Source organism: Serratia sp. NA_112.1, from assembly GCF_052691715.1.
Window position 1 is genome coordinate 249,649 of record NZ_JBQZFO010000002.1, and the last position, 26,666, is coordinate 276,314.

The 26,666-nt window shown below is 57.1% G+C and carries 24 protein-coding genes, 1 tRNA gene and 2 pseudogenes; 11 read left to right on the forward strand and 16 right to left on the reverse strand.

Annotated elements, in window-relative coordinates; translation table 11 throughout:
- Positions 1–96 precede the first annotated feature (96 nt).
- The gene (gene mtfA / locus ACUTQ5_RS05530; protein WP_445650418.1) at positions 97–885 is read right to left on the reverse strand and encodes a DgsA anti-repressor MtfA; all 789 of its coding nucleotides are present in this window, start codon (positions 883–885) and stop codon (positions 97–99) included.
- Between the two features lie 92 nt (positions 886–977).
- Here mtfA and ACUTQ5_RS05535 point away from each other — a divergent pair.
- Together ACUTQ5_RS05535 and ACUTQ5_RS05540 are read left to right on the forward strand one after the other, a co-directional pair.
- Positions 978–1,067: transfer RNA gene (locus ACUTQ5_RS05535), tRNA-Ser, on the forward strand.
- A 104-nt stretch (positions 1,068–1,171) separates the two neighbouring features.
- Positions 1,172–1,816 (forward strand): annotated as a pseudogene (locus ACUTQ5_RS05540) (MATE family efflux transporter); the annotation flags it as partial.
- On the opposite strand, the gene ACUTQ5_RS05545 reads toward ACUTQ5_RS05540, so the two are convergent.
- A complete protein-coding gene (locus tag ACUTQ5_RS05545) occupies positions 1,817–2,011 on the reverse strand; it encodes a hypothetical protein (RefSeq protein ID WP_445650419.1) in 195 nt (64 codons plus the stop codon).
- A gap of 292 nt (positions 2,012–2,303) precedes the next feature.
- Positions 2,304–4,679, reverse strand: a complete 2,376-nt coding sequence (locus ACUTQ5_RS05550; RefSeq protein WP_445650420.1) for a glucose/quinate/shikimate family membrane-bound PQQ-dependent dehydrogenase — start codon at positions 4,677–4,679, stop codon at positions 2,304–2,306.
- A 637-nt stretch (positions 4,680–5,316) separates the two neighbouring features.
- Here ACUTQ5_RS05550 and ACUTQ5_RS05555 point away from each other — a divergent pair.
- Positions 5,317–7,233 (forward strand): hypothetical protein, encoded by a 1,917-nt coding sequence (locus ACUTQ5_RS05555; RefSeq protein WP_445650421.1) that lies wholly within the window; start codon positions 5,317–5,319, stop codon positions 7,231–7,233.
- Positions 7,234–7,419: 186 nt separating this feature from the next.
- Here ACUTQ5_RS05555 and gabD read toward each other — a convergent pair whose 3' ends face one another.
- Positions 7,420–8,895, reverse strand: a complete 1,476-nt coding sequence (gene gabD / locus ACUTQ5_RS05560; RefSeq protein ID WP_445650422.1) for an NADP-dependent succinate-semialdehyde dehydrogenase — start codon at positions 8,893–8,895, stop codon at positions 7,420–7,422.
- A 216-nt stretch (positions 8,896–9,111) separates the two neighbouring features.
- Here gabD and ACUTQ5_RS05565 point away from each other — a divergent pair, with 216 nt between their 5' ends.
- Positions 9,112–9,324, forward strand: coding sequence for a glycogen synthesis protein (locus ACUTQ5_RS05565; protein WP_445650423.1), 213 nt, complete (start codon positions 9,112–9,114; stop codon positions 9,322–9,324).
- Positions 9,325–9,410: 86 nt separating this feature from the next.
- Here the strand turns inward: ACUTQ5_RS05565 and ACUTQ5_RS05570 are convergent, their stop codons facing one another.
- Both ACUTQ5_RS05570 and ACUTQ5_RS05575 read right to left on the reverse strand, forming a co-directional pair.
- Positions 9,411–10,325 carry a pyridoxamine 5'-phosphate oxidase family protein gene (locus ACUTQ5_RS05570; protein WP_445650424.1) on the reverse strand — a complete coding sequence of 305 codons (915 nt, stop codon included), beginning with the start codon at positions 10,323–10,325 and terminating at the stop codon, positions 9,411–9,413.
- A gap of 5 nt (positions 10,326–10,330) precedes the next feature.
- Positions 10,331–10,948, reverse strand: a complete 618-nt coding sequence (locus tag ACUTQ5_RS05575; protein WP_445650425.1) for a glutathione S-transferase — start codon at positions 10,946–10,948, stop codon at positions 10,331–10,333.
- Positions 10,949–11,046: 98 nt separating this feature from the next.
- On the opposite strand from ACUTQ5_RS05575, the gene ACUTQ5_RS05580 reads away from it, so the two are divergent.
- From ACUTQ5_RS05580 to ACUTQ5_RS05610, 7 genes and pseudogenes are all read left to right on the forward strand, one after another.
- Entirely contained in the window at positions 11,047–11,952 is a 906-nt protein-coding gene (locus ACUTQ5_RS05580; protein ID WP_445650426.1) for a LysR family transcriptional regulator, read from the forward strand.
- Positions 11,953–12,107: 155 nt separating this feature from the next.
- The gene (locus ACUTQ5_RS05585) at positions 12,108–12,902 is read left to right on the forward strand and encodes an alpha/beta hydrolase (RefSeq protein ID WP_445650427.1); all 795 of its coding nucleotides are present in this window, start codon (positions 12,108–12,110) and stop codon (positions 12,900–12,902) included.
- A 3-nt stretch (positions 12,903–12,905) separates the two neighbouring features.
- Positions 12,906–13,277: a RidA family protein gene (locus ACUTQ5_RS05590; protein ID WP_409326509.1), complete on the forward strand. Its 372-nt coding sequence runs from the start codon at positions 12,906–12,908 to the stop codon at positions 13,275–13,277.
- Positions 13,278–13,332: 55 nt separating this feature from the next.
- A pseudogene (locus ACUTQ5_RS05595) lies at positions 13,333–13,503 on the forward strand (aromatic amino acid aminotransferase); the annotation flags it as partial.
- Entirely contained in the window at positions 13,481–13,627 is a 147-nt protein-coding gene (locus ACUTQ5_RS05600; RefSeq protein ID WP_445650428.1) for a hypothetical protein, read from the forward strand. The pseudogene ACUTQ5_RS05595 and the gene ACUTQ5_RS05600, both read left to right, overlap by 23 nt.
- Before the next feature lie 16 nt (positions 13,628–13,643).
- Positions 13,644–15,044 carry an amino acid permease gene (locus tag ACUTQ5_RS05605; protein WP_445650429.1) on the forward strand — a complete coding sequence of 467 codons (1,401 nt, stop codon included), beginning with the start codon at positions 13,644–13,646 and terminating at the stop codon, positions 15,042–15,044.
- 94 nt (positions 15,045–15,138) lie between these two features.
- Positions 15,139–16,041, forward strand: a complete 903-nt coding sequence (locus ACUTQ5_RS05610) for a DMT family transporter (RefSeq protein WP_445650430.1) — start codon at positions 15,139–15,141, stop codon at positions 16,039–16,041.
- A 101-nt stretch (positions 16,042–16,142) separates the two neighbouring features.
- On the opposite strand, the gene pdxR is transcribed toward ACUTQ5_RS05610, so the two are convergent.
- The 10 genes from pdxR to paaE all read right to left on the reverse strand — a co-directional run bounded on the left by pdxR (position 16,143) and on the right by paaE (position 26,658).
- On the reverse strand, positions 16,143–17,651 hold the full coding sequence (gene pdxR, locus ACUTQ5_RS05615; RefSeq protein WP_445650431.1) for a MocR-like pyridoxine biosynthesis transcription factor PdxR: 1,509 nt from the start codon (positions 17,649–17,651) through the stop codon (positions 16,143–16,145).
- 81 nt (positions 17,652–17,732) lie between these two features.
- Positions 17,733–18,329 (reverse strand): phenylacetic acid degradation protein PaaY, encoded by a 597-nt coding sequence (gene paaY / locus ACUTQ5_RS05620; protein WP_445650432.1) that lies wholly within the window; start codon positions 18,327–18,329, stop codon positions 17,733–17,735.
- A gap of 188 nt (positions 18,330–18,517) precedes the next feature.
- Positions 18,518–19,456, reverse strand: coding sequence for a phenylacetic acid degradation operon negative regulatory protein PaaX (paaX, locus tag ACUTQ5_RS05625; protein WP_445650433.1), 939 nt, complete (start codon positions 19,454–19,456; stop codon positions 18,518–18,520).
- A 78-nt stretch (positions 19,457–19,534) separates the two neighbouring features.
- A complete protein-coding gene (gene paaK, locus ACUTQ5_RS05630; RefSeq protein ID WP_445650739.1) occupies positions 19,535–20,842 on the reverse strand; it encodes a phenylacetate--CoA ligase PaaK in 1,308 nt (435 codons plus the stop codon).
- Positions 20,843–20,859: 17 nt separating this feature from the next.
- A complete protein-coding gene (gene pcaF, locus ACUTQ5_RS05635) occupies positions 20,860–22,065 on the reverse strand; it encodes a 3-oxoadipyl-CoA thiolase (protein ID WP_445650434.1) in 1,206 nt (401 codons plus the stop codon).
- Positions 22,062–22,502, reverse strand: coding sequence for a hydroxyphenylacetyl-CoA thioesterase PaaI (gene paaI / locus ACUTQ5_RS05640; RefSeq protein ID WP_099064748.1), 441 nt, complete (start codon positions 22,500–22,502; stop codon positions 22,062–22,064). The genes pcaF and paaI overlap by 4 nt, the downstream gene beginning before the upstream one ends.
- The gene (locus ACUTQ5_RS05645) at positions 22,499–24,019 is read right to left on the reverse strand and encodes a 3-hydroxyacyl-CoA dehydrogenase (RefSeq protein WP_445650435.1); all 1,521 of its coding nucleotides are present in this window, start codon (positions 24,017–24,019) and stop codon (positions 22,499–22,501) included. The genes paaI and ACUTQ5_RS05645 overlap by 4 nt, the downstream gene beginning before the upstream one ends.
- 2 nt (positions 24,020–24,021) lie before the next feature.
- Complete coding sequence (gene paaG, locus ACUTQ5_RS05650) at positions 24,022–24,813, reverse strand: 2-(1,2-epoxy-1,2-dihydrophenyl)acetyl-CoA isomerase PaaG (RefSeq protein WP_445650436.1); 792 nt, start codon at positions 24,811–24,813, stop codon at positions 24,022–24,024.
- A gap of 3 nt (positions 24,814–24,816) precedes the next feature.
- Positions 24,817–25,590, reverse strand: a complete 774-nt coding sequence (gene paaF / locus ACUTQ5_RS05655) for a 2,3-dehydroadipyl-CoA hydratase PaaF (RefSeq protein ID WP_445650437.1) — start codon at positions 25,588–25,590, stop codon at positions 24,817–24,819.
- A gap of 9 nt (positions 25,591–25,599) precedes the next feature.
- Positions 25,600–26,658 (reverse strand): 1,2-phenylacetyl-CoA epoxidase subunit PaaE, encoded by a 1,059-nt coding sequence (gene paaE, locus ACUTQ5_RS05660; RefSeq protein ID WP_174353668.1) that lies wholly within the window; start codon positions 26,656–26,658, stop codon positions 25,600–25,602.
- Positions 26,659–26,666: the final 8 nt, after the last annotated feature.

Sequence of the window (26,666 nt, forward strand, 5' to 3'; positions counted from 1 at the left end):
TGAACGGGGCGCATCATATCCAGCCACCCAGAATGTGTCAACGCTAAATTCGCCTATTCTGTGCGACTGCTCAGCATCTGAGCAATGCGGGCTGGATTATGGGCATTGTGCGCCGTTTTCGGCCTGAAGCCGCTGTAAACGTGCAAGCGGATCCTGCTTATAGAAGCGACTAAAATGCTGGTACATCACCGGAAAACGGTTGGCCAGCAGTTCGGGCGCGCTGAAAAAGTACTCCGACAGGACCGCGAAACACTCGGCCGGATCGGTGGCAGCGTAGGCGTCCATACTGGCGGCCTCTTCGCCTACCATGTCGATCTCGTCCTGCAGGCTCTCCATCGCGGCGTGCAGGTCATGTTCCCAGGCGGCGATATCGCGTAGCGGGATCGGCGGTATGCCGGTGGCCCTGCCGCCGTTGCGCATGTCCAGCTTGTGTACCGCCTCGTGGATCACCAGGTTAAAACCAGAGAGATCAAAAGAGTCCTGCACGTCCTGCCAGTTGAGTACGATCGGCCCCTGTTCCCAGCTTTGGCCGGATTGCACCACCGGCCCGGAGTGTACCAGGCCAAAGTCGTCCTGCCATTCATCCTCCACCACAAACGGCGTAGGGTAGAGCAGGATCTCATTAAAACCGTCGAGGCACTCGGCACCCAGTTCCAGCACCGGCAAGGCGAACAACAGGGCAATACGCGCCTGCATTTGCGAGGTTAGCTCCAGCCCTTGCAACGGGACGATGCTTTTTTGCTGCAAGATCTGCCCGGCAACGGCGATCAGCCGTTGTTGTTCCCGCTCATCCAGCGGAGAGAGCAGGGGAATTGCCAGTGCGTCCTGCCACTGGGCAAGCGTTTCCGCCTGCGGTTGATGCGTTTTCCACGGCCATTTAATCATCAGGTTGCTCGTAAAGTCGTCACTTGAACATTCGGCTGGGGGCTAACTCTGTAAAAATGCCGCAAAAAGAGGCATGATAGCAAGCACTTGAAGGAGAGATGCCGGAGCGGCTGAACGGACCAGTCTCGAAAACTGGAGTAGGGGCAACTCTACCGGGGGTTCAAATCCCCCTCTCTCCGCCATTATTCAATCACTTAGATAAAATTCTTTCAACGATCCCCGTCACACATAGTATTTCGCAGAGTGATAGACTCTGCCTGACTCATGCCCTGCCAAAAGTTTTGTACTGCATATCACGCTGAAGAGTTATTTTTGTCCGTTAAAACTGACGATTTTGTGGGAAGTTTTGGGGATCGGCATTCCCGCCAGCATTGAGTCGGTGCTGTTCAACGGCGGTAAATTACTGACGCAAATGTTTGTCGCCGGTATGGGCACCAACGTTATCGCCGGCAATTTTATCGCTTTCTCAATTGCCTCACTGATTAACCTGCCGGGCAATGCCCTGGGATCTGCGTCGACCGTTATTGTCGGAAAGCGCCTGGGGAAAGGGCAGATAGCCCAGGCAGAACGGCAGTTGCGCCACATATTCTGGCTGGCGACCCTTGGGTTAACGGTCATTGCCTGGGGTACCGCGCCGCTGGCAGGGGTATTCGCCTCGTTTTATAGCCAACAGGACGATGTGAAGGAGGTGGTGAAGGTGCTTATCTGGCTCAACGCCGCCTTTATGCCAATCTGGGCCGCTTCCTGGGTATTATCGGCCATCGGCATGTCCTATGCGGCGGGCCTGATGTACATCAACTACGGCTTCAAAACCTCGTATCTGATCCTCGGCTGTATTGCCTTGCTGTTTACCCTGATCTCGGCCTTTGCCCTGAGCGGCAAGGTCGCGGTGGTAAAACAGGAGGGCGTACTGCCGGCGGCGGTGAATTAATCAATACAGTAACGTCATGAGGCTAAAGAACAATAATGTCAGGGCAATGATAAACCCGGTTTGCAGCGTTTTGCGCAGCAGGCGGCACTGGCCCCAGCGGGTAGTGCTCAGGCGGTTGTCGAGAGCAAACAGCGCCGGCACCATCAGCAGCACATAAACCAGCATCAGCATGGCGGTCAGAGGTTGTTGGCTCATGCAAATTCCTCCATGCCTTTATGGATGCAGGGGACGATAGCGATTTTTTGTCTGCTGCGGTGTTCAGTCATATGTCTCCAAAGAGGGCCGCCCGAAGGCGGCCGCCAGTCTACTGCCTGTTAATGTCGAGATGATGGTCGGCCACTGCCGGGGCCAACGCAGTTATAATATTGAGAATGATAACTATTATCAATGCATGAAGTGAAATTTATTGCGGAAAAGGTTTTGCGGGGTGCTTATCGTGAAAGAGCACGCCAGATGACGTGCTCTGTGATAGGGCTATACTCGACGATTATTTTTCATCTGGCAGTGCGTAAGCAACGATATAGTCGCCCAGCTTGGTGCCAAAGGAACCATGGCCGCCGGCAGAAATGACCACGTACTGCTTGCCGTTGACCTCATAGGTCATTGGCGTCGCCTGGCCACCGGCCGGTAACCGCGCTTCCCACAGTTTTTCACCGTTGGTCACGCTGAAGGCACGCAGATAGTTGTCCGCCGTTGCGCCAATGAAGAACACATTCCCGGCGGTTGAGACCGGTCCGCCCAACATCGGCATACCCATTTTGAACGGCAGCGGCAGCGGAGAGCTGTCGCGCACGGTACCAATGCGTTTTTTCCACACGATATCGTTGGTCTTCAGATCCACCGCAGAAATGTAACCCCAGGCAGGCTGTTTGCACGGCAGGCCAAGTGGTGACAGGAACGGATTCAGGGTCACGCCGAACGGCACACCGTACTGCGGCTGGACGCCGGACTCGGTACCGCTGCCGCCTTTATCGCCGACCGGCGGCTCGATTGGGTTGCCTGGGCCGCGTGGGATCAGTTTTGATACAAACGGCAGTGCGATAGGGTTGGCGATGGCCACCTGACGGTCAGTATCGACAGACAGGCCACCCCATTCGAACATACCGAGGTTACCTGGGAATACCAAAGTGCCCTGTTCGGAAGGTGGGGTGAAGGTACCCTCATAACGCAGGCTGTGGAACATCACACGGCAGACCAGTTGGTCATAAATGGTGGCGCCCCACATATCCGCGCCGGTCAGTTTTTTCTCAGGGCGGAAAGTCAGCTCAGAGAAAGGCTGAGTCGGTGACAGGCGGTCGCCCTTGGCCGGGCCTTGCGGAACCGGTTTTTCCGGTGCAGGAACTACCAGCTCACCGTTGGTGCGGTTAAGAACGAAGATGTTGCCGGTCTTGGTCGGCACATAAATCACCGGCACCTTGTTGCCGCTCTTGTCGGTGATATCCGCCAGCGTTGGCTGGGCCGGTACGTCCATGTCCCACAGGTCGTGGTGCACCGTTTGATAGAACCACACCAGCTTACCGGTAGAAGCGTTCAATGCCAGCAGGCCGCTGGCGTAGCGCTCCATGTTCGGCGTGCGATCGCCGCCCCAGATATCCGGAGTGGTCACCCCCATTGGCAGGTAAACGATATCCAGCTTGGCATCATAGGCTGAAGGCGCCCAGGAGTTTGGCGAGTTCGGTGTGAAGTGGTGTTCATCCGCCGGGATGGCGTTAGGGTCATCTGCACCTGGATCAAACGCCCACAGCAGTTTACCGCTGTTGACGTCAAAACCGCGGATCACGCCCGAAGGTTCGCGATTGGAGTAGTTATCGGTCACCGCACCGGCAATGACAATCACCTTATCGGTGATCACCGGCGGTGAGGTCGGCTCATAATGGCCCGGAGTGGCATACGGCATATTGCTTTGCAAATTGAGTTCGCCGTTATTGGCAAAATCGGCGCAAGGCTGGCCGGTCTCGGCATCCAAAGCAAACAGGCGGCCATCATTCACCGGCAGGATAATGCGGCGTGCGCACTGTGCCGGAGAGGCGTCGGTGGCGTTGCCTGCGGCGGCAGGGGTCTCATGATAAGAGACGCCACGGCAGGTGATGTGCTGGAAGGTTGGGTTGAACTTCAACTGAGGATCAAATTGCCACTTTTGCTTACCGGTGGCCGCATCCAGCGCGAACAGCTTCTGGTGTGGGGTACACAGATAGAGCGTGTCGCGGATTTTAATCGGGGTCACTTCGTTGGTTATTTCCCCTGGATCGTTGGCGGTTTTCAGATCGCCAGTCTGGAAGGTCCAGGCTTCCTTGAGCTGACCGACGTTCTTGTCGTTGATCTGGCTCAGTGGGGAATAACGTGTGCCTTCCTGAGTACGGCCATAGGCCGGCCAATCGGCGTCTGATACCTGAGGGGCAACTTTCACCTGGGCCGGTTCAAGGGTGCCGTTGATCTCTTGTGGATCGTTAAACACCGCATAGGCCAGTACTGCGACGGTGAACACCAGCGCGATACTCAGTGCGCTGTAGGCCAACTTGCCGCTGGCAATCAGCTTGTGATAGATAAACGGCAGTACCAGCCACAGGCCGAAGAAGAAGGTGACGTCCAGACGCGGCGTCAGTGCCCAGAAGTCCGGGCCGACCTCCCACAGTGCCCAAATGGTGGTGCCAAGTAAAAATACGGCATACAGCAGCAGGGCAGTGGCGCGGCGGCGAGCCAACAGCCAGGCGGTAACCAGCAACACCAGGCCGGCAATGATGTAGTACAGCGAACCGCCGAGTTTGGCCAGCCAGATGCCGCCTCCTAGCAGATAGAGTCCGCTCAGCGCGGCAAATAGCGCCGTGATGATGATGAGCGGCGACAATGATGCTTTATTTTGCATAGTATTATCCTTACCAAAATGAAAAGTCCCCGATTTAGAGATTAAGCCATATCCAAAAAAACACGCGGTTTCTCCCTAAAAATCCATCCCGTGCGTTCGGCAAACCCTCTCCAGCGCCAAGGCTAAAAGGCAGTGGCAGTTAAAATGGTGGGGCTGGTTTTGGCTTGTTGAAAAACTCTGTCATGGGGGACGAAAGTAAAAAAGCACTGCATTCGGCGTAGTGTTTTGCCGGTTCATTGAGAGGCTGGCAACCGCTTCGCCTGAAGCGCGGCTAGGTTACTCTAATTGTTATTCTTTCGTTGCATACCTTGTGCTGTTTCGGCAGTTTTTTGTTGGCTTTATGAATCTGACTCATAAGCTCAAGCAGATTTAACGCATAGCTATTCTTCAACACCCGTCACCCGTTAGGAATTACCCGGTGAAGTGGTTGGAGCAGGTCAGCGACGCGCAGTACCAAAAATAATGGTTGCGCAACGATGATGCCCGACTTTCCAGGCAATATGGCTTGCCGGGTGCCAGTGGGGTTTGCGAAGGATTGGCCAGCGATGGCACAACAGCCAATTCATGACCTGCGGGTTGGTTCTCATTTACCTTGGATAAGCCGACTGTCGGTCATTAATCCAATAAGGTAAATGCCATGAACAACTGTCCTGATATATCTACGTTGCGCACCCTCGTACCGGCTGCTGTCGGAGAACTGATTGAGGTGACCTCCTATTATTCCAATTGGAATGCTCCGGTGACGTTACCGGACGGTGGCGGTTTATTCAGTGCGGTGCAATCGTCAACGCTGACTGATGACGGGGGGATGTACATCAAATCAACGGGTAATTGGGTCTGGGTACGAGTTTTGGACGTCTCGGGTACCGTTACTCCCGCGATGTATGGGGCGCGTGGTGATAATCTTGCCGACGATACTCTACCTCTTACTACATGTTTTCTTTCCCCTTACGCCGTGATTTGCCGGGCAGGTGCCACTTATTTGACGTCTGATACGGTCAGAATCAAAGATGGCAGGACGTCACGTAAAACCATCAATTTAAATGGTGCCACGATCAAAGCCAAAGCGGGCCATGTGAAACCGATGTTCGCCAATGAAACGTCGACTGCAGAAGCCTATGACTTTCTTCACGGCGTTGAAATGTTTGGCGGGAAGCTGATGGGAGTAGCCAACCGCGACAGTGTTTACAATTCGGTAAAAAGTCATGTTGGTTATTCTGGCGCTGACGGTAGCTATTTCCACCATATGCAACTGAGTGGTTTTAACGACGGATTCAGCCTCCAGGGGCGGTCGATGGCACACGACATTATTGTGGATGAATGCCGTGATGATTTCTTCGCCACCTATAATGACAGTAATGTGATCTCCGACGTTATTTGTGGTTATTGCCTCGGCGATGGATTTTTGGTTAAGGGAAATAATAACAATGTGACCAATATTCGCATGCAGGGGGCGGGTATTCCTTCGGACAAGCCTGAGGCTGGCTATCTTTCCGGTGCAGTGTTAAGTGTTGCGCAAGATAAAGATATGGGAAGTAATAATTATATCTCGAATATTCAGTGCGGTCAGTGGGGGAGCGGGATAGCCATTTTATCTGGTAGCAATAATACCTGTATTAACATTCAAGCGGGAGATTGCTATTTTTTAAACAACCCAACCAGTAGCGCGATCAATAACCGTGCTTGCGCGGTTTATGTTTCAGGGAAAGGACAGGTTGTCCGTAATGTGACTGCCGGTGCCTGCCTCAGTGGCGTTGAACTGCATGACGGTTCTGAAGACAACTTAATCGATGGTGTTTCTCTGCGCTCCTGTTTCCATAGCTTCGCGTTAACCGCGTCAGGCCAGCAGAGCCGTTGCCGCATTGGTCGCCTGGATATCGGAAAAGTCGATAGTGCGGACAGTATTTATATCCGAATGCCACAGTTGGTGATCGACGAGATTAACGTACGTGAATATTCAGCTGCTTATACTGCCGGTTCTGCGATTTGTCGAATTTTGGAACCTTGCTCTATTCGACGCTTGAGCTTTGCTCACGGATTACCTGAGGGTGTGCTGCCAATTGTTCTACTGGCAGCCGATTGTGATATTGACGAATTGATTATTAAAGAGACGAAGGCCGTTTGCCTGGTAACTACGGCCACTACTATCAAAGTCCCGCGCAATTTGACTATAGAACAGAGCAGTGAGGCGATTGATTCGCCTGTGAAGTTGCTGGGCGCGGGGCAAAGTGTGGCCGGAAACTGGAGTATAAAAGGGAAAAACAGTGTGTTACCGGCATTGCGCGGGCCGGATGTGCATCTGACTTTAGGCCAGTACACCGGTTTACCGTGGTATATTGATACACCGTTATCTTCGGATGTACGTATTAGTAAACCGGTTGGCGGTAACTACAGCAAGGCCACTACTGCGGTGGCTCAGGGCGGGTTTACGCTGAAAACGGGAAGTGGGCAGGCAACCGCTGCAGAGCTGGCATTAGCCTGGGATGGGACGCGGATCCATGTTGCTCTTGATGGTCAGGACATTGGTTTTCTAACGCCACAGAACTACAGCTGATCTGTTCCCCAATCGCTGCATATCAATAATTGTTTCATTCACCCTTGCCCTGCGTGCGATGCTGTAGGACTTTTTAGTTTATGTCAGTCCTGTTGCTCACAAACTGTTAGCGGCGGAGAATTCCATTGTTGACCTCATGATAATCTTTGGCCCGCGTCGTGCGGGCCATATAAAGACATCAGGTGGTTAGCTCCCCAGCCCGCCGAGGCACAGGTACTTAATCTCAAGATAATCCTCGATACCGTATTTTGACCCCTCACGGCCCAGCCCAGAGTTTTTAACCCCGCCGAAAGGGGCGACTTCGGTAGAAATCAGCCCTTCATTAATGCCGACGATGCCGTATTCCAGCGCTTCGGCGACGCGCATGAACCGACCGATATCCCGGCTGTAGAAGTACGAGGCCAGGCCAAACGGCGTGTCATTGGCCAGCTCAATGGCTTCGGCTTCGCTATTGAAACGGATTAACGGCGCTACCGGGCCAAAGGTCTCTTCATGGAAGATTTTTGCCTGTCGTGGCACATTGGTCAGGATGGTCGGCGTAAAGAAGTTATTGCCCAGCGCATGAGGATTGCCACCCAGCAGAACCTTGGCACCCAACCGCACCGCGTCGGCGATATGCTCGCTGACTTTTTCCACGGCGGCCGGGTTAATCAACGGGCCGATAGTTACACCGTCGTCCAGGCCGTTGCCGACCTTCAGCTTCTCTACCGCCGTTTTGAGCTTTTCGGCGAAGGCATCGTAGATGCCGTCCTGCACCAGAAAACGGTTGGTACACACGCAGGTCTGGCCGGCATTGCGGTATTTGGAAGCCACGGCGCCTGTCACAGCGGCGTCCAGATCGGCATCGTCAAACACGATAAACGGCGCGTTGCCGCCCAGTTCCATACTGGTCTTTTTGATGGTCGGAGCACACTGCGCCAGCAGTTGCGCACCCACCTCGGTGCTGCCGGTGAAGGAGAGCTTGCGTACGTCCGGGTTGGCGGTCAGCTCCGCCCCTATGGCCTGGCTCGGGCCGGTAATGACGTTGCAAACTCCGGCCGGTAAGCCTGCTCGCTCGGCCAGCACGGCGATGGCCAGTGCAGAGAAGGGGGTTTGGCTTGCGGGGCGGATCACCCCGGTACAGCCCGCAGCCCAGCCGGGGCCAGCTTTACGGGTGATCATCGCCGCCGGGAAATTCCACGGCGTAATAGCAGCAAATACACCAATCGGTTCTTTCTGCACGATAATGCGGCGGCCGGCCTGGGGCTGAGGAATGGTGTCACCGTAGACGCGTTTGCCTTCTTCGGCAAACCACTCGATAAAGGACGCCGCGTAGGCAATCTCACCCCGGCTTTCCGCCAGCGGCTTGCCCTGTTCTGCGGTCATGATCAGCGCCAGATCGTCCTGATTTTCCATCATCAACTCGAACAGGCGGCGCAGTTTGCCGGCCCGTTCTTTGGCGGTCAATGCGCGCCAGGCCGGCTGGGCCTTTTTCGCGGCGGCGATCGCCTGCGCGGTCTCTTTGGCCCCCAACGCCGGCACCTGACCGACCAGTTCGCCGGTGGCGGGATTGTGGATCTTGATGCTCTGGTCGCCTTTGATCGGCAGCCATTGCCCGTCGATATAGTTGGCCTCGCGGAACAGCGCAGGATCTTTGAGGGTGGCAGAGAAGTGATTGCTCATCGGTTTTCTTCCTTATCAGAATTCAACACAGGGTGACCTACCCCAAACGGCACCCCTTTACCCTAGCAAACTTTTCCGCCTCTATTTGCCCGCTCCGTGGCAACTAATCAATTTGCCGCCATGAGCACCTTCTGTACAAAAAACATCCGCCGTCGGGACGATACTGAAACCAGCAGGCATATGACCCTTTTCGATGTGATTAAAAGGAGTGTGCAAATGATGAAATCAGTGGACAGACATCTTTATGGCGGCGGAGAAATGGATTTTTTGGCTTCCAGCATTGCGTTGATGGAGTGGCAGGGGCGAGAGCTCGACGCCGGCAAAGTGGCCGGTAATATGTCGGAGTCGCAAAGCCGGTTGTTCTTTGAACGCCTGAGCTATTTCCGCCAGCTTTATCAAACCGCGTCAACGGTGGAACATAGCGTATAAACTCCTGGCGTCCCCTCTCCTTTGGGAGAGGGTGAGGTGAGACAGGCAGAACAGATGTGGGAATACCCCCGCCAACGCAGGGTTTTTTATTCCGTCCACACCCCGGTATTGAGCGTTGCCGGGGAGAACTCAAGATTACGCCCCCGCCACGGCAGCGCCTGTGAAAAACGCCATGCGCGCTGTATATCGAAACGCCAGTAGCGTTCCGCCCCTACCACCTCCTGGCCGATCTCTGCTTGCCAGAGGATCTGCGTTTCCCCCTGCAAATGTAAAACATCCCCGCGTTCAAAATCGATAAACAGCAGCGCTGCCCGCGGTTGCGCCAACAGGTTACCCAGGGTATTCATATAGCGATTGCCACGAAAATCCGGCATCCACAGGGTGCTTCCCTCCAGATAGATAAATCCCGGTTTTCCGCCCCGGTGCGAAATATCCACGCCACCTTGCACCTGCTGGATATGGGCGGCACTGGCCACGAAACAGGTATCCGCGCTGCGAATCAACGCCTGGGCCGCCGCATCCAACGTAGTGAGATGTTCGATTGGCGCAGGGTTGGCGGGTGCCGGATACAGCTCGCGCCGCTGGATATACTGCGGACAGTTGCCAAAGCTTTGCCTGACTTCGATCTCAATGCGGTTTTTGTCGGTACGTCCGATCACACCGTTGGCGCGGTTACGGCGTCGGTTGCTAAAATCCAGCCCCAGCGCTCCCACCGGCTGGCCGGATTGTAATGCTGCCTGCGCCGGATCGTCGTTGCGGCGTGAGGTACTGATACGCAGGTGGGTGCTGTCCGGCGTGCGCAAAAAACCGGGTGGGCCGCTAAACAACGTAGCTACCGGCCAACCTTGCTCGTCCAGAGTGGCAACAAACAAGTAAGGCAGCGCTTCGAAAAACTTGCGGTGCTGGTCTGGCATGCTGGGGAAAATACCGCCGCCCACCTGGTTAAATCCGGCCAGGGTCTGGGCACGTAGTTCATCGGGGTGGAACATCTGCGGGATCATCGGATTTACCTCTCGACGGGGTACGGCAGTGACGGCATGGCAAAGAAGCCCGGCAATGCGGCAATACGCGCTACCCAGCGTTGAATTGCCGGGTACGGGGCCAGCGAAATGCCACCTTCCGGCGCTACCGCCACATAGCTGTAACAGGCCAGATCGCCAATGGTGGCCTGTTCCGTCGCCAGAAACTGATGGTCGGTCAGATGCTGCTCCATTTGTGGAAGGAAGCGCGCACTGATGGCCTGCGCGACCTGATAATCTTCTGGCACGCCGAATTGGGCGATCAAACGAGCGGAAGCCGGCCCATAGCGGACTTCTCCCGCAGCTTTAGACAACCATTGCTGTACCTGGGCCGCCGCCACGGGTTCTTCGGGTAACCAATGGCTATCCGGCGCATAGCGCTTGGCCAGGTACACCAAAATGGCGTTGCTGTCGGCCAGCGCCAGCTCGCCATCCACCAGTAGCGGGATCTGGCCGAAAGGGTTCAGGCGCAGAAAGGCTTCGCTTTGGCGCACCGCTGCGGGGGCTGGGATAAATTCATACGGTAGTTCGAGTATCCGCAACAGCAACTCCACGCGGTGGACGTGGCCGGAAAGCGGGGTACCGTAAAGTTTTAGCTTTTGCATAATCACACTCCTGAAGGATTTTAATCAGCATACTCTTGCAGTCGGTGAGAGAAATCCGGCAATCTGGAAATTGATAATTTCACTTTATGGAACAGTCTATGGATCGGTTGGACGAACTGGCGATTTTTGTAGCGGTGATCCAGCATGGCAGCCTGGCTGCCGCCGGTCGCAAACTGCGACGTTCCGCCCCGGCGGTGACCCGGGCCATCGCCTCGCTGGAGCAGCGTTTTGGCGCCCGGTTGCTTGAACGTACGACCCGGCGGCTGGCCCCGACCGAGGTCGGACTGCGGCTGGCGGAGCGGGCGCATTTACTGCTGCATGAATACCAGGCGGCGGTACTGGATACGGCGGATAGCCAGCTCAGCGGCCTGCTGCGTATTACCTCGCCGGTGCAGTTCGGGCGTAAGCACGTGGCACCGGTGGTGATGGCGTTTCTCGAGCTTTATCCGCAGATGCAAATTGAAATGGTGCTCAACGATCGCAACCTGGATTTGATCGACGAAGGGCTGGACGTGGCGGTACGCATCGGCCATTTGCAGGACTCTTCCCGCGTGGCGCGTCGGTTGGGGCAGGTATCCCGAGTGGCGGTCGCCAGTCCGGCCTATCTGGCGCTACGTGGCGAGCCATTGGAACCGGCGCAGTTGGTCGACCATGACACCATCGTCGGCACCCAGCGGGCGTCGCTGCGCGAATGGCGGTTTGGTCCACAGGAAAACGGTGACAGGGTAAGGCTGACGCCGCGCTTGTTGCTCAATGACGTTGAAACCCAGTTGCTGGCGGCGCGAGCAGGCAAGGGCATCGCCCGGTTGCTGTCGTATCAGGTGGCAGACGACCTGGCGGCGGGGACACTGGTGCGCCTGCTGCCGGCGTTTGAACCCTTGCCGATGCCGGTGCAACTGGTGGCGCAACATAGCCAACGCATGCCGCTAAAAGTGCGTACCTTCTGGGATTATGCCTGGCAGGAATTAAGTCAGTTGGCGCAAATTCAGCCGCCGTTAAAATAGCGATTAAGGCTCAATAAGTTTCACTGGTAAAACTTGTTGAGCCGCAGAAAAGATTTATATTACCCTGCACGCATTGCTGTTGTCCCCTTCTTGACAATATTATTCCCAGTGCTAATAGTTAACGCATATCTTAAATAATAAACGAAGTTTAATATATGAAAATTTTGGCAGGCAGTTACGATAACGGTTCGACGGTGGACAATGAGGATGAAATTCTGAACTCATTCCAAACTCGCAGTCAGGCGGTTTATCAGCAAGTCCGCAGCGAACGTAATATTGCCTATGGGGGTTCACCCAGGGAAGTTTTTGACTGGTTATATTCTGACGAGACGCATCAGGGGACATTAATATTTATTCACGGAGGATATTGGCAATTTTGTTCCCGGGATGACTTTGCCTTTATTGCCACCGTGCCATTGGCATTGGGTTTTGACGTGGTGCTGCTGGAATATACGCTGGCACCACAGGCCTCGCTTGACGATATTTGTCGGCAAACCGGTGCGGCGCTAAACGCGATTCAACAACGCCTGGCACCCAATAAACTCGCGCCGGTTTACTTGTGTGGCCATTCCGCCGGAGGGCATCTGGCCAGTTTCTGGCAGCATCATCCTATGGTCGACGTGGTGTTACCGATCAGCGGTATTTTCGAGCTGGAACCCCTGTTAACCACCTACGTTAACCGACAATTGCAGTTGACCCAGCAGCAAATTGCGCAGTTAAGTCCGGCGCGCAATATACCTGAACGCATTAAACCGATGACGCTATTTTACGGCGCTGCTGAACTGCCGGAACTGATTGACCAGTCACGGCATTACTATGCTGCGCTACAAGAAAAACAGCTGCCCGCCCGCCTGGTTGCGGTCGACGGTGCCAACCATTACAACGTGCTGGATTCACTGTTTGCCAGGGATGGGGCGTTGATCTGCCAGTTAACCACTACGGGGAAATAAACCATGCGTACCATTATCGATACCGGCTTACCGGAGATTGGCCAACCCTTTTCCTGGGCGACCAAAGGCGGTGGCATGCTGTTCACCGCCCATGGCCCGGTCAGGCCGGACGGCAGCATTGAAACTGGCGAGCCGGAAAAACAGATTACCCTGACCTTTGATAATCTGGCCCGGACGTTAAAGGCGGCAGAAAGCCACAGCGATAATGTTCTGCAGGTTATTGTTTATCTCACCGATGTGAGCGACGTTAAATTACTCGATGAAATTTATAAGCAATATTTTAATTATCCTTACCCCAATCGCTCAACGGTAATTGTTGACAAGCTGGTGGTGCCGGGAATGAAAATAGAAATAACCGTCACTGCTACCGCCTGAAATATATAACCACACCCCGCCGAAAATTCATTAAATAATGAATTAAGGAACCGTTATGTATAATCACATTGGCCGTTCGGCGGCCGATCCTATTATGTCGTTGATGGAAGCTTATTTACAGGATGAAAATACACAGAAAGTGAATCTGGGTATCGATCTTTATTACGATCAGCAAGGACGGATCCCGCTGATGCAAACGGTTGTTGCCGCTGTTCGATATTGCCTATCAGGGGTTTGGTGACGGTCTGGACGAGGGTTGTTTCGCGCTGCGTGAAGCATTGAAAATCGGCCTGGAATTTTTGGTCGCCAACGTTACTGCCACCATCCTGGATGTCACCCGTACTGCGTGAATAAGGTAGGAATGCCATGAAACAGATGAAAGGTTTTGAAGAAATTGCGCGGCGGCAGGGCGGTTTGAAGAAACAGCTCACCGCCGGGCAGATGACCATGCTGGCGATAGGGGGGGCGATCGGTACTGGGCTGTTTCTCGGCAGTGCCTATGCCATTCAGATGGCCGGCCCCAGCGTCCTGCTGAGCTATTTTATCGGTGGCGTGGTGGCGTTGCTGCTGATGGGATGCCTGGCGGAAATGACCTCTGAACACCCAACGCCGGGCTCTTTCGGTGACTATGCCGAGTTTTATATCAGTCCGCTGTTCGGTTTTCTGGTGCGTTATTCCTACTGGTCCTGCGTGGTCTTGGCGGTGGGTACCGAGGTCACCGCTATCGGTATGTATATGCAGTTCTGGTTCCCGACCACGCCGATCTGGCCCTGGGTGCTGCTGTTTTCTGCGGCGGTAATTGTCATCAATGTGATTGGCGTCAAGTCCTTCGGCCAGGTGGAGTATGCGCTGTCGACCATCAAGGTGGTGGCCATCGCGGCCTTTATCGCCATTGGCATCGGCATTTTGGTGTTTTCCGCTAACCCGGCCTACGGTATTCACAACTTTACTGCCAATGGTGGGTTCTTCCCGTTTGGCGTCAAGGGCATGTGGTTCGCGGTGATTGTGTCGATTTTCAGCTATCTGAGTATTGAGATGATCGCAGTGGCCGCTGGTGAAGCCAAAAACCCGGTGATTGCGGTGAAGACTGCCTTCAAGGGCACCATCTTGCGGTTGTTTATTTTCTATATGCTGTCGATTGCGCTGATGCTGGCGATCGTTCCCTGGCGGCAGTCCGGAACCGGTGAAAGCCCGTTCCTGATGGCGATGAACGTCATCCACTTGCCCGCCGCCGCCGGTATCTTCAATTTTATTGTGCTGGTGGCTGCGCTGTCGGCGATGAACAGCCAGTTGTATATCACCACCCGTATGATGTTCTCGCTGTCGCGCGCCGGGCAAGCCCCGGCTGTGCTGGGCCAGGTCAGCAAACGCGGTATTCCGGTGAGCGCATTGGTGATGTCGTGTATTGGCATTGTGGTGTCGATCGTACTGAGCTTGGTTTATCCGGAGAAAGCCTTTGCCGCCATGATGTCTATTTCGGTGTACGGCGCTTGCTTTACCTGGCTGATGATTTTTGTCACTCACCTGTTTTTCCGCCGTCAGCATCGCCAAACCCACCTGAAATTCCGCATGTGGGGTTTTCCCTACACCACGCTGGCCGGTGCCGGACTGATGACCGCACTGTTGATCTCGACGGCGTTCACCGAGTTTTTCAAGATGACGCTGTGGTTCGGTATCCCGTTCACCCTGCTGCTGGTGGCCATCTACTTCTTCTATAGCCGCCATCAGCGGCTGCCCGCAGTGATGGAAACGTCGGAGTTAGAGTAAAGTGGTTTGCTGATAATGTCGTTATCTGGCTCTGGCAATAAACCACTTTAACCGGAGAATAAGGGATCTTTCGCCGGTATAGAGTGGTGTTGCCATGAGCAGTGAGACAGAAAAATTTCAGGTTGTCGGCCGAAGCGATAATTCGGCACAGGGGTGGGTTAACGGCTTTCTGGGGATGTTGATTTTTAGCGGTTCTTTGCCCGCCACGCGTCTGGCGGTGCAAGAATTTGAGCCGCTTTTCCTGACCGCGATGCGGGCGGTACTGGCAGCCATACTGGCGCTTGGCGCGTTGGGGCTAATGCGTCAATGTTGGCCGCAGCGGCAGGATTTTGTGCCGCTGGTGATGGTCGCGATCGGGGTCGTGATCGGTTTCCCGTTGCTGACGGCGTTGGCCTTGCAGCACACCACCTCGGCGCATGCGTTGGTGTATATCGGGCTATTGCCACTGGCTACCGCCTGTTTTGGCGTACTGCGCGGAGGAGAACGTCCGAAAATCGCTTTCTGGCTGTTCTCGGTGTTGGGCAGTCTACTGGTGGGGGCCTTTGCGCTAAGTCAGGGGGCGGGCGCTTCCTGGGTGGGTGACCTGCTGATGGTGGCGGCGATACTGCTTTGCGGTCTGGGCTACGCGGAAGGCGCGATGCTGACGCGTAAGCTCGGTGGCTGGCAGGTGATCTCCTGGGCGTTGGTGGTGGCTTTACCGCTGACGGCCGGGGTTGCCGTTTGGGCTGCACCGGCGAGTTGGCCGCAGGTCAGCGTAGGGGCGTGGCTTTCTCTGGGCTATATTTCGCTGTTCAGCATGTGGATTGGTTTTATCTTTTGGTATCGCGGTTTGGCGCTGGGCGGCATTGCCGCCGTAGGTCAGTTACAACTACTGCAACCCTTCTTTGGTCTGGCGTTGGCCGCGTGGGTGCTGCATGAAACCATCCAGCCTTCGATGATTGCGGTGATGGCCGGGGTATTGGTTTGCGTGTACGGCGCGAAGCGGTTTTCGCGCTGAATCGGGCATAGGATATTGCTCAAGTGAGTCCCCTCTCCAGGGGATAGGGACGGGGTGAGGGGCTTAAGTCTCGGTTTTGCATATTTCCCCTCACCCTCACCCTAACCCTCTCCCAAAGGAGAGGGGATTGCTGCATCGGCTAACGTCATCAGCACCTGATTCAGTCGTTGGGCGGCGCGGTGGATTTGCAGATCATCGTAGCCGCCCAGTCCGAGTATCAAGCCGCTTTTCCCGCTGCCGACGCCATACATTGGCGAAAGCGCACTTACCGCTACTCCAGCCTCGGCGGCATGGCGAGCGACCATTTGGTCGTCCAGCCCCGCCTTCAACCACAACACCATATGCATGCCCTGATCGCTGGGGTGCAGCGTCGCCAGCTCGGCAGAAACATGGGCATTGATGGCTGCGGTTAATACCCGCCGTTTTTCCGCATACACGCCGCGCATACGGCGGATATGACGAGCCAGATGCCCCTGCGCCATAAAGCTGGCCAGCACGTGCTGATCGGCGCTGGGCGGGTGGCGGTCCATCAGTACGCGTGCGCCGCAAAAGGCATCCACCAGCGGCCTGGGTACGATGGCGTAACCCAGCCGCAACGAAGGGAAAAGGATCTTGCTGAAGGTGCCTAGGTAGACCACTCTCGCCGGGGCTAACCCCTGCAATGACGGAAACGGATGGCCTGAATAGCGCATTTCACTGTCGTAATCATCCTCGACAATCCAGGCCCGGTGCTTTTTGGCCCACGCCAGTAGCTCGAGCCGACGCGTCATGCTCATTGGCATGCACAGCGGGTATTGGTGAGAAGGCGTGACAAAAACAGCTTTGGCCTGCGGCGCGATTTTACTGCCTGCCACCACGTCTATTCCTTCGGCATCCACCGGCACTCTGACCATTCGCCGGTCTCTGAAGACGCTGTTAAAGATGGCGGTAATGCCGTGATAGGCCGGATCCTCCACCCAGGCGGTGTCACCGGTGTCCAGCAGAATTTGCGTCGCCAGATACAGCCCTTGTTGAGTGCCGGAGGTGATAATCACCTGTTCCGGCGTACAGAGTACCGAACGGGATTTGCGGACGTATTCACAGACCGCCTTGCGCAACGGCAGTGCCCCCAGTGGTTCGCCGTAGCCTGCCGGAGCGCCTGGCCCACGGGCGCGGATGCGGTTGCCGAGACGACGCCAGACGTCATCGGGCGCGGTATCATTGATGGGCACCGAGACGGTGAAGGGAATCGGCGGCAGCGGCCGTAACTGACCGGCAAATCGCGCCAATGCCTGCGCCTGGCTGGAAAGGGGGATGTCACAAATATCAGCCGGATTGAGTGGTGCCGGGGGCTGGCGATGAAGTGACAGGGCGACGCGGGTACCTGAACCGGGTTGCGCTTCGAGAAAGCCCTCGGCCGTCAGCTGTTCGAAGGCTGCCAGCACCGTGCCTCTGGCCAACTGCAACGCACCTGCCAGCACGCGGGTGGAGGGGAGCAGTTCGCCAGGTTTAAGTTCGTCTCTGTTGATAGCGGCCCGCAACGCCTGAGCAAGCTGCAGGCTAAGCTGCCCCGCTTGACGATCAAGCTCGCCGATGGCGGGGACTTCAACCGTTTTGGCCGTTCTTGGCATCGATTCCGGTCCAGGTAAAAAGAGTTAAACAGGGTAATCACTGTAAACCACTTTTTACCGAAATAGCGTATTTTGTGATGCTTAAAGCTGACTTTTTGGTATCAGGTGGTCGCCAAAACTTAAGCGCTGACGGCCCGGTTCGATTTCGCTCAGTGGGGCGACTTCTTGCAGAGAAGATTTACAGCGCAGTACCAAATCATGGTATTCACGCGTGCCGACCACTTTCCACGCCAGTTCCTGTTCGGTCAGGTCGCGCAATACCCGTGCCGGGCTACCGACCACCAGCTTGTTGGCTTCAATCACCGCGGCGGCCTTAACGAACGCCATGGCACCGACGATGCTGTTCTCACCGATCTCCGCGCCGTCCATGATCACCGCATTCATGCCGACCATGGCGTTACGGCGGATGCGGCAGCCGTGCAATATCGCGCCGTGGCCGATATGACCGTCCTGTTCCACCACGGTGTCCTGCTGCGGAAAGCCGTGCATCACGCAGTTGTCCTGGATATTGGCGCCGTCACCAATCACCAGACGGCCAAAGTCGCCGCGCAGGCTGGCATTGGGGCCGATATACACCTGTTTGCCGACGATCACATCGCCAATCAATACCGCCGTCGGGTGCACATAACTGCTGGGGTCTACTACTGGGGTCAGGCCATCAATCTGATACACGGGCATAGCAAAAACTCCTAAGGTTGTTTCCCATAATAGTACGTGAGCGACGCTGGCGGTCATTTGAGCGCGCAGCAAGGCGCGGGTCGTGAGGTTTGGTGGGCCAAATAAGCGGCTCGTAACACAGGTGCGCGTTCAAATGGCCCCAGCCCTTCGGGTCTGCGACGGTGCCACGTCCTATTGTGGGACACGACCTACAGTGAAGGATCGCGCGGCAGGCCGCCAAAGCGCCGGTAATAGCCGGCCGCCGGGGCGGGCAGAGCGCCGATGGTAGTTTCCGCCAGCGCGCTGACATACTCGGTCGCGGCGCGGTCCACCCGTTGATAAATATTGATACACAGGTTGCGGGCGATCTGTCCCTCCCACTGAACGGGTAACAGGGCGTCCGGCAGCAGCGGATCTTTGAGCACCACGCGGCGGAAGAAGTGGATCAATAATAGCTTAATCTGGAAGCAGCGCTGGGGTGTCAGCAGGGCATCGTCGGTTTCGCGCAGCAGCGCCATTAGTGGGCGGAAAGAGACGATAAACTCATGATAATCGGCGGCGACCTCGCCCAGCGCCCAGCAGTTGGCCACCAGCTGCTGCAGGGTTTGTTCGGAGCGGTTATAGGGGTAGTCGGCACGAAAATAGATCACTTGCTCGCTGGCATTAAGCTCGCCAAGCAGGGCGGTGACGTCGGTTTGTACATGGGTAGGGGCCGCCATCAGGTTATTGGCTATCTGGCCAAAACCCAGCCAGCCCAGCTCTTTTTTCAGCCGTGCCCGTTCGCTTTTCTCCGCGCTTTCCAGCAACAGCAGATCCCATTTCCCGTCCCAGGCCGGTGGCTCGCTGAGGTAGATTTTCGACTCGGCGTGGCGGAACTGGCGCATACCCTGTTCGGTCACCCGATAGAAGCTGCGGCGACCGATTTTTTCGACCTCCAGCCAGCCCTCTTTTTGCAGGCGAAATACCGAGGTGCGCACAAAGCGGTCACCGAAACCCATCGCCTCCAGCAGTGCGCTCAGGCTGCCGAGCCACACTTCGCCACCGCGATGACTCAGCGCATCACCGTACAGGGAGATAATCAGTGACGTGCCGCTGATCGGCTGGGCGTCTATAGCATGGCGGATAAACTCATCCAGTTTATGTTCCATATTTTCCCATGGGTTAGCTGACGATGAGACACAACATTACCACAAATTCTTGAGGCGTCATCCGTGACGCGAAGAGAATCAACGGGGGCGCAGGTCGACCACCCGCTGGGCCTTGCCTTCCGAACGCGGGATATCGCCGCAGTTGGCAATGCTGACGTCGGTGCTGACGCCGATAATCGATTTGATATGGTGACGAAGCTGGTGGCAAATCTCACAGCGCTGCTGATGGCTGAGGCCGAGCGCGGCCTCTTTTAATTCTACGCGTACCGCTAATGTATCCAGGTGCCCACTGCGGCTGACCTGCAGCTGATAATGTGGCGACAGCTGTTCGAACTGCATAATTTGTTCTTCCACCTGCGACGGGAACACATTGACGCCACGGATGATCAGCATGTCGTCGGAGCGCCCGGTGATTTTTCCCATCCGGCGCATCTGGCGTGCATCGCCCGGCAGCAGGTGGGTGAGATCGCGGGTACGGTAGCGGATCACCGGCAGCGCCTCTTTGGTCAGGGTGGTAAACACCAGCTCGCCGTGCTCCCCATCCGGCAGGGCAATACCGGTTTCCGGGCAGATGATCTCAGGCAGGAAGTGATCTTCCCAGATAGTCGGGCCACCGCCGCTTTCGGCGCACTCCATCGCCACCCCTGGCCCCATCACTTCGGACAGACCGTAAATATCCAGCGCCTTGATGCCCATGCGGCTTTCAATTTCATGCCGCAGCGCTTCGGTCCATGGCTCTGCGCCAAACACCCCGAGACGTAATGAGCAGCCACGGGCATCGCCGCCCATTTTGCGTTCCAGTTCGTCGATCAGCGTTAAACAGTAGGATGGCGTCACCATGATCACGTCGGGTTTGAAATCCAGTATCAGCTGCGCCTGCCTTTCGGTTTGGCCGCCGGACATCGGGATCACCGTGGCCCCCAGCCGCTCCGCGCCGTAGTGAGCGCCCAGCCCTCCGGTGAACAGGCCATAACCATAGGCCACGTGCACCTTGTCTTTGGCCGTAGCCCCGGCGGCGCGCAGGCTGCGGGCGACGATATCGGCCCAGTTATCGATGTCCCGCTGGGTATAGCCGACCACGGTAGGTCGGCCGGTCGTGCCCGACGAGGCGTGAATACGCACCACCTGTTCCATTGGTACGGCGAAGGTATCGAATGGGTAATTGTCGCGTAAGTCCTGTTTGGTGGTGTAGGGGAAACGCGCCAGATCGCTCAACTGTTTAAGATCATCGGGGTGCACACCCGCCTGATCGAACTTGCGTTTATACATCGGCACATTGTTATAGGCGTGGTGCAGTGTCCATTTCAGCCGTTCCAGCTGCAGCGCTTCAATTTCATCACGCGAGGCGAACTCAATGGCGTCGAGTGGCGGTGGATTGGTAGTCATCATTATTAGCCTCGGGGTTAAACTCGCTCAATGATCATGGCGATGCCTTGGCCGACGCCGATGCACATGGTGCAAAGCGCATAGCGGCCGGAACGCCGTTCCAGTTCAAACAAGGCGGCCAGCGCCAGACGTGCACCGCTCATTCCCAGCGGGTGGCCAAGGGCAATAGCGCCACCGTTGGGATTCACCTGAGGGGCGTCGTCCGGCAGGCCAAGCTGGCGCAGTACCGCCAACGCCTGGGCAGCAAAGGCCTCATTCAGTTCGACAACGTCCATTTGCGCCAGGCTTAGCCCGGCCAATTCCAGTACCTTGCGGGTGGCCGGCAGTGGGCCGATCCCCATCAAGCCGGGTTCGACGCCGCAGGTGGCGGTGGCGACGATGCGTGCTCGTGGTGTCAACCCCTGGCTGGCGGCCATCGTCTCGGAGGCGACAATCAGCGCCGCTGCACCGTCGTTTAGGCCAGAGGCGTTACCGGCGGTCACGGTTCCAGGTTGGCGGAACGGCGTTTTCAGCGCCTGCAATTGTTCCAGTCGGGTGTCTGCGCGCGGGTGTTCGTCCTGACTGAACAACGTCACCGCGCCTTTTTTACCGCTGAGGCTGACCGGCACTATTTCCTGCGCCAGTAAGCCAAGTTCTTGCGCCCGGGCGGCGCGTTGCTGGCTGCGCAGCGCGAAGGCGTCCTGATCGGCGCGGCTGATGTTGAATTTTTCCGCCACGTTTTCGGCGGTTTCCGGCATCGAGTCGGTGCCGTACTGTGCCTGCATCAGTGGATTGATAAAGCGCCAGCCCAGCGTGGTGTCATACAGTTGTGCCTGACGGCTGAAAGCGCTATCGGCTTTGCCCATCACCAGCGGTGCGCGGGTCATGGATTCTGCGCCGCCGGCCAGCACCAGCCCGGCTTCACCAGCCTTGATGCTGCGTGCCGCCATCGCCAGTGCGTCCAGCCCCGAACCGCACAGGCGGTTGACAGTAGTGCCGGAAACGTTCACCGGCAGGCCTGCCAGCAAAGCCGCCATACGGGCCAGATTGCGGTTGTCTTCCCCGGCCTGATTGGCGCAGCCGAGGATCACGTCATCCACCAGTGACCAGTCCACCTGAGCGTGGCGAGCCAACAGGGCACGCAGCGGCAGCGCGGCCAAATCATCGGCACGTAGGTTGGCCAATGCGCCGCCGTAGCGGCCAATCGGTGTGCGAACGCCATCGCAGATAAACGCCTGACTCATGGTTGTTCCCCTAAAATGGCATGGCCGAGGCGATGTGCCCGCCCGCGAAACCAGGCGACGGTTTTACCCAGCTGGTTGACTATCTCCACGTCGTACAGCCCGGTGGTTTTGCCCTGATGGCGTACCTCGGCGCTGGCGGTCAGGCGGTCGCCGGCCAGTGCCGGGCGAATAAACTCGATATTGCAGCCAGAGGCCACCGCTGCCAGCCCCTGACTGTTGCAGGCATAGGCGAAGGCGGTGTCCGCCAGGCTGAACAGTTGGCCGCCATGGCAGGTCTGATGTCCGTTGAGCATCTGCGGGCCGACGGTCATGCTGACGCGGGCAAAACCGGCATCAACCGCATCCACCCGCATGCCCATTGCCTGAGCACAGGTATCCTGTTGAAACATCTGTTCAGCGCAGCGTTGCGCCAGTGCATGTGGCGTATTGGCGTTCATGGTTGGGCTCCTGAAGAGAGGGATGCGTAATGACGCAGCAGCGGCATCGGGCGGTAACGTGGCTCGCCGTAGTGGCTTTGCAGGTTTTCCAGCGTGGTCAGGATTTGTCGCCAACCCAGGGCCGCCCCCCATTCCAGCGGGCCGCGTGGGTAGTTGACGCCAAAGCGCATGGCGTGGTCGGTATCCCCGGCACTGGCGACGCCCTTGTTGACCACGTCAAGCGCCTCATTGGCCAACATGGCGAGGGTGCGCATCACCAACAGACCGGGATAGTCCGGCAAAACGATCACCTTCTTGCCGAGAGATTGCAGCAAACGCACGATGGTGGCGTTGTGCCGGGCCTCGTTTTGCGCCGCGCAGCTGATAGCGACGGTGGGGGCCTGCGAGTAGTCGGCTGAGAGATCAAACAGCACCACGGGAGTTGCGGTTTCATTGGCCACCTGGCTGGCTGTTTTACCATTCGTTAACATAAGTGTAACTTCATCAATCCGGGCGTAGGCGCTGGTCTGGCCAGGTTGTTTGATCGACTGCGCATTTCCACTCAGTAATTCGCTCAGTAACGCCATGCCCGCGGCATCGCCATGCAGCTTGATGCTGCGCGGCAATTCCGCCGTGGATTCCGGCAGAACTTCAGCCGCCGGCAGTTGATGATCGCCATAGCGATAAAAACCACGGCCGCTTTTGCGGCCCAAGCGCCCGGCCGCCACCAGTTCCTGTTGTACCAGCGAGGGGGTAAAACGAGGATCCTGGAAGAAAGCCTGAAATACCGATTCGGTCACGGCGTAATTGATATCCTGACCAATCATATCGGTCAGTTGCAGTGGCCCCATGGCGAAGCCACCCGCGTCGCGCATCACCGCATCCAGCGTGGCGGCGTCGGCAACCTGTTCCTCCAGTGCGCGCAGGGTCTCGGCATAAAACGGCCGTGCCACGCGGTTAACGATAAAGCCCGGTGTGGAGCGGCACAGCACGCTTTGCTTACCCCATTGCCGGGTTAGTCTTTGCAGTGTGGCGACGGTTTCGGCACTGGTGTCCAGTCCGCTGACGATCTCCACCAGTTTCATCAACGGGGCTGGGTTGAAGAAGTGCAGCCCGGCCAGACGCTGTGGATGTTGCAGCGCACCGGCGATCGCGGTAATCGACAGCGAGGAGGTGTTGCTGGCAAACAGCGTGGCGGGGGAGCACAGGGTTTCCAGCTCACGGAACAGGCTTTGTTTGATTGCCAGCTTTTCCGCCACCGCTTCTATCACCAGACCGCTGTCGGCCAGCGAATTAAGCGACTCTGCCGGCTGAATGCGCGCCAGCAGGGCTTCGGTGGTGGTGGCGTCGGCCTTGCCGGCCGCAACACGCTGATGCAGCCGCTGGGCGAGTGCATCGAGTGCCTGCCGGGCAGCATCGGCGACAATATCAAACAGCTGCACCTGATGCCCGGCGGCGGCGGTCACCTGAGCGATACCGATGCCCATGGTCCCGGCACCAATCACCGCCACCCTGAGGTTTAAGTTCGGCTGGTTCATGGTTATTTCCCGCTGAAATTTGGCGCGCGTTTGGCGAAGAAGGCGCTGACGCCCTCGCGGTAGTCGTCGCTGCGACCGCCCAGACGTTGCAGATCGCGTTCCAAATCCAGCTGCTGGTCGAGGGTGTTGTTGGCCGAACGGTAGAGCGCTTTTTTAATCAGTCCCAGCCCATAGGTCGGCTGAGTAGCCAGATGTTGCGCCAGCGTTTGGCTGGTGGTGGCCAGCTCATCTGCAGCAACCACCTGCCAGATCATGCCCCATGCCAGCGCCTGCTGTGCGCTGACTTTGTCCCCCAGCATCGCCATCCCCATGGCACGGGCGTGGCCTGTCAGACGCGGCAGGAACCAACTGCCACCGGAGTCCGGTACCAGTCCCAGACGGCAGAAGGACTGGATAAAATTGGCATTGTCGGCGGCGATGACGATATCGCAAGCCAGTGCCAAAGCGGCCCCGGCACCCGCCGCCACGCCGTTGACGGCGCATACTACCGGTTTTGGCAAGGCGGTGAGACGGCGGATCAGCGGGTTGTAGAAACGTTCCACCGACAGGCCGAGATCCGGCGCCTGTTGCTCAACGCTGACGTTGCGATCGTTCAAGTCCTGCCCGGCGCAAAAACCACGTCCGGCACCGGTAATCAACAGGCAGCGTACAGTTTCGTCGCGCTCGGCGAGGGTCAGCGCTTCAGCTAGCTGGCGGTGCATTTCATCGTTAAAACTGTTGAGCCGATCGGGCCGGTTAAGGGTCAGGGTCAGCACCCCGGCTTCCAGATGGGTGAGAATCAATGCGTTATCCATAAATCAGCGCCCCTGATAGTTTGGCGTACGTTTTTCGAAGAAGGCTTTGATGCCTTCACGGCGATCGTCGGTGGCGGCCAGGGTGACAAACTGCTGGCGTTCGATGGCCAGCCCCTGGCTCAGACCGGTTTCTTCAGCCTGTTTCAATGCCTGCTTGGCGGCGCGTAATGCCAGCGGCGCCTGTAGGCTGATGCGTTCGGCCACCTGTTGCGTGCGCTCCAGCGTCAGCGCATCGACACAGACTTCGCTGACCAGGCTACTTTGCAGTGCGCAGCTGGCGTTGATGGCTTCACCGGTCAGCACCATCTGGTTGGCGCGGGACTTGCCGACGCAGCGGATCAAACGCTGAGTGCCTCCGGCTCCCGGCATCAGGCCAAGAGTGATTTCCGGCAGGCCAAAACGGGCGCTTTCGCCGCAGATAACGATGTCGCAGGCCAATGCCAGTTCACAACCGGCACCCAGCGCATAGCCGTTGACCGCCGCCAGCAGCGGTTTGCTGAACTGGGCCAGGCGCTGCCACAACAGCGGACGGCGATCCGTCAACGTGGCGGGCAAGTCCTGTTTTTGCAGCTCGTGCAGGTCGGCACCGGCGGCAAAGAAGCGGGGCGCGCCGGTAATCACCACTGCGCCAACGCCGGCATCTGCATCGGCCTGTTCCAGTAAATAAACCAACTGCTCCAGACACGGAGTGTTCAGGGCGTTGCGCGCCTCAGGGCGATGCAGTGTCAGTGTCACCACCCGCTGGTGTTGCTGTCGCAGGACAAAAGGGGTTTCCATTGGCGGCTCCTATACGTCAAAGTCCAGTACCACACCGTCGCCGCGCGGCCACGACTGGCAACTTAATACGTAACCCGCCGCCAGTTGATCCGGCTCCAGGCTGTAATTGACCGCCATATCCACCTGACCGGCCTTTAGCTGGCACTTACAGGTAGCGCATACCCCGCCTTTGCAGGCGTAGGGCAGGTCGGCACCCTGGCGCAGTGCCGCATCCAGAATGCTGTCATCCTGAGCGCCCACCTCGATATTCAACCGGCGGCCATCGAGCAAAATCTCAACCCGGGTGGCGTTGCGGTTGGCGTCATTGACCGGCCGGGCCACCATACCGCTGGTGTTAAAACGTTCGCTGTGAATGTGCCCGGCAGGCACGCCCGCCTGTTCGAGTACGCTCTGGGCATCGTCCATCATGCTTTCAGGCCCGCAGATAAAGGCGTGGTCATAGTCGCGGTAATTGAGTAATGCACCGCCGATCGCCAGCAGATGTTCACGGTCGATACGGCCGCTGAGCAGTGGGCTATCAAGATTTTCCTGGCTGAACAAGTACAGCGGCTGAAAGCGCTGGGGATAGCGGTTCTTCAAATCGGACAGCGCTTCTTTGAACATCACCGAACGGCTGCTGCGGTTGCCGTAAATCAGCGTGAAACTGCTGTTTGGCTCGAGTTGCAGCGTGGCCTTGATGATCGACAGCATCGGCGTAATGCCGGAACCGGCGGCAATCGCCAGATAGTTACCGCTGTTCTCCGCCTGTGGCTGATAGCCGAATCGTCCTTGCGGCACCATCACTTCCAGTGCGTCGCCGACTTTCAGCATGCGGTTAACGAACGAGGAGAAGCGGCCCTGATGAATGGCTTTCACGCCGATCTGCAGTAACCCTTCCTGCGGCGAGCTGCAAATGGAGTAGCAACGGCGCAGCTCTTCACCGTCGACCAGCGCCTTCAACGTCAGGTGCTGGCCGGGCGTATAGCAATAGTGACTTTTCAGTTCTTCGGGCACCCGCAGAGTGATAGCTACGGCGTCCGGCGTTTCGCGCTCGATGGCGGCGACGTTCAGGCGATGGAAGACCGTCATGGTTTTTC

Coding starts and splice junctions, on each gene's coding strand:
- mtfA (WP_445650418.1), bottom strand. CDS start 885: ATGATTAAATGGCCGTGGAAAACGCATCAACCGCAGGCGGAAACGCTT.
- ACUTQ5_RS05545 (WP_445650419.1), bottom strand. CDS start 2,011: ATGAGCCAACAACCTCTGACCGCCATGCTGATGCTGGTTTATGTGCTG.
- ACUTQ5_RS05550 (WP_445650420.1), bottom strand. CDS start 4,679: ATGCAAAATAAAGCATCATTGTCGCCGCTCATCATCATCACGGCGCTA.
- ACUTQ5_RS05555 (WP_445650421.1), top strand. CDS start 5,317: ATGAACAACTGTCCTGATATATCTACGTTGCGCACCCTCGTACCGGCT.
- gabD (WP_445650422.1), bottom strand. CDS start 8,895: ATGAGCAATCACTTCTCTGCCACCCTCAAAGATCCTGCGCTGTTCCGC.
- ACUTQ5_RS05565 (WP_445650423.1), top strand. CDS start 9,112: ATGATGAAATCAGTGGACAGACATCTTTATGGCGGCGGAGAAATGGAT.
- ACUTQ5_RS05570 (WP_445650424.1), bottom strand. CDS start 10,325: ATGATCCCGCAGATGTTCCACCCCGATGAACTACGTGCCCAGACCCTG.
- ACUTQ5_RS05575 (WP_445650425.1), bottom strand. CDS start 10,948: ATGCAAAAGCTAAAACTTTACGGTACCCCGCTTTCCGGCCACGTCCAC.
- ACUTQ5_RS05580 (WP_445650426.1), top strand. CDS start 11,047: ATGGATCGGTTGGACGAACTGGCGATTTTTGTAGCGGTGATCCAGCAT.
- ACUTQ5_RS05585 (WP_445650427.1), top strand. CDS start 12,108: ATGAAAATTTTGGCAGGCAGTTACGATAACGGTTCGACGGTGGACAAT.
- ACUTQ5_RS05590 (WP_409326509.1), top strand. CDS start 12,906: ATGCGTACCATTATCGATACCGGCTTACCGGAGATTGGCCAACCCTTT.
- ACUTQ5_RS05605 (WP_445650429.1), top strand. CDS start 13,644: ATGAAACAGATGAAAGGTTTTGAAGAAATTGCGCGGCGGCAGGGCGGT.
- ACUTQ5_RS05610 (WP_445650430.1), top strand. CDS start 15,139: ATGAGCAGTGAGACAGAAAAATTTCAGGTTGTCGGCCGAAGCGATAAT.
- pdxR (WP_445650431.1), bottom strand. CDS start 17,651: ATGCCAAGAACGGCCAAAACGGTTGAAGTCCCCGCCATCGGCGAGCTT.
- paaY (WP_445650432.1), bottom strand. CDS start 18,329: ATGCCCGTGTATCAGATTGATGGCCTGACCCCAGTAGTAGACCCCAGC.
- paaX (WP_445650433.1), bottom strand. CDS start 19,456: ATGGAACATAAACTGGATGAGTTTATCCGCCATGCTATAGACGCCCAG.
- paaK (WP_445650739.1), bottom strand. CDS start 20,842: ATGACTACCAATCCACCGCCACTCGACGCCATTGAGTTCGCCTCGCGT.
- pcaF (WP_445650434.1), bottom strand. CDS start 22,065: ATGAGTCAGGCGTTTATCTGCGATGGCGTTCGCACACCGATTGGCCGC.
- paaI (WP_099064748.1), bottom strand. CDS start 22,502: ATGAACGCCAATACGCCACATGCACTGGCGCAACGCTGCGCTGAACAG.
- ACUTQ5_RS05645 (WP_445650435.1), bottom strand. CDS start 24,019: ATGAACCAGCCGAACTTAAACCTCAGGGTGGCGGTGATTGGTGCCGGG.
- paaG (WP_445650436.1), bottom strand. CDS start 24,813: ATGGATAACGCATTGATTCTCACCCATCTGGAAGCCGGGGTGCTGACC.
- paaF (WP_445650437.1), bottom strand. CDS start 25,590: ATGGAAACCCCTTTTGTCCTGCGACAGCAACACCAGCGGGTGGTGACA.
- paaE (WP_174353668.1), bottom strand. CDS start 26,658: ATGACGGTCTTCCATCGCCTGAACGTCGCCGCCATCGAGCGCGAAACG.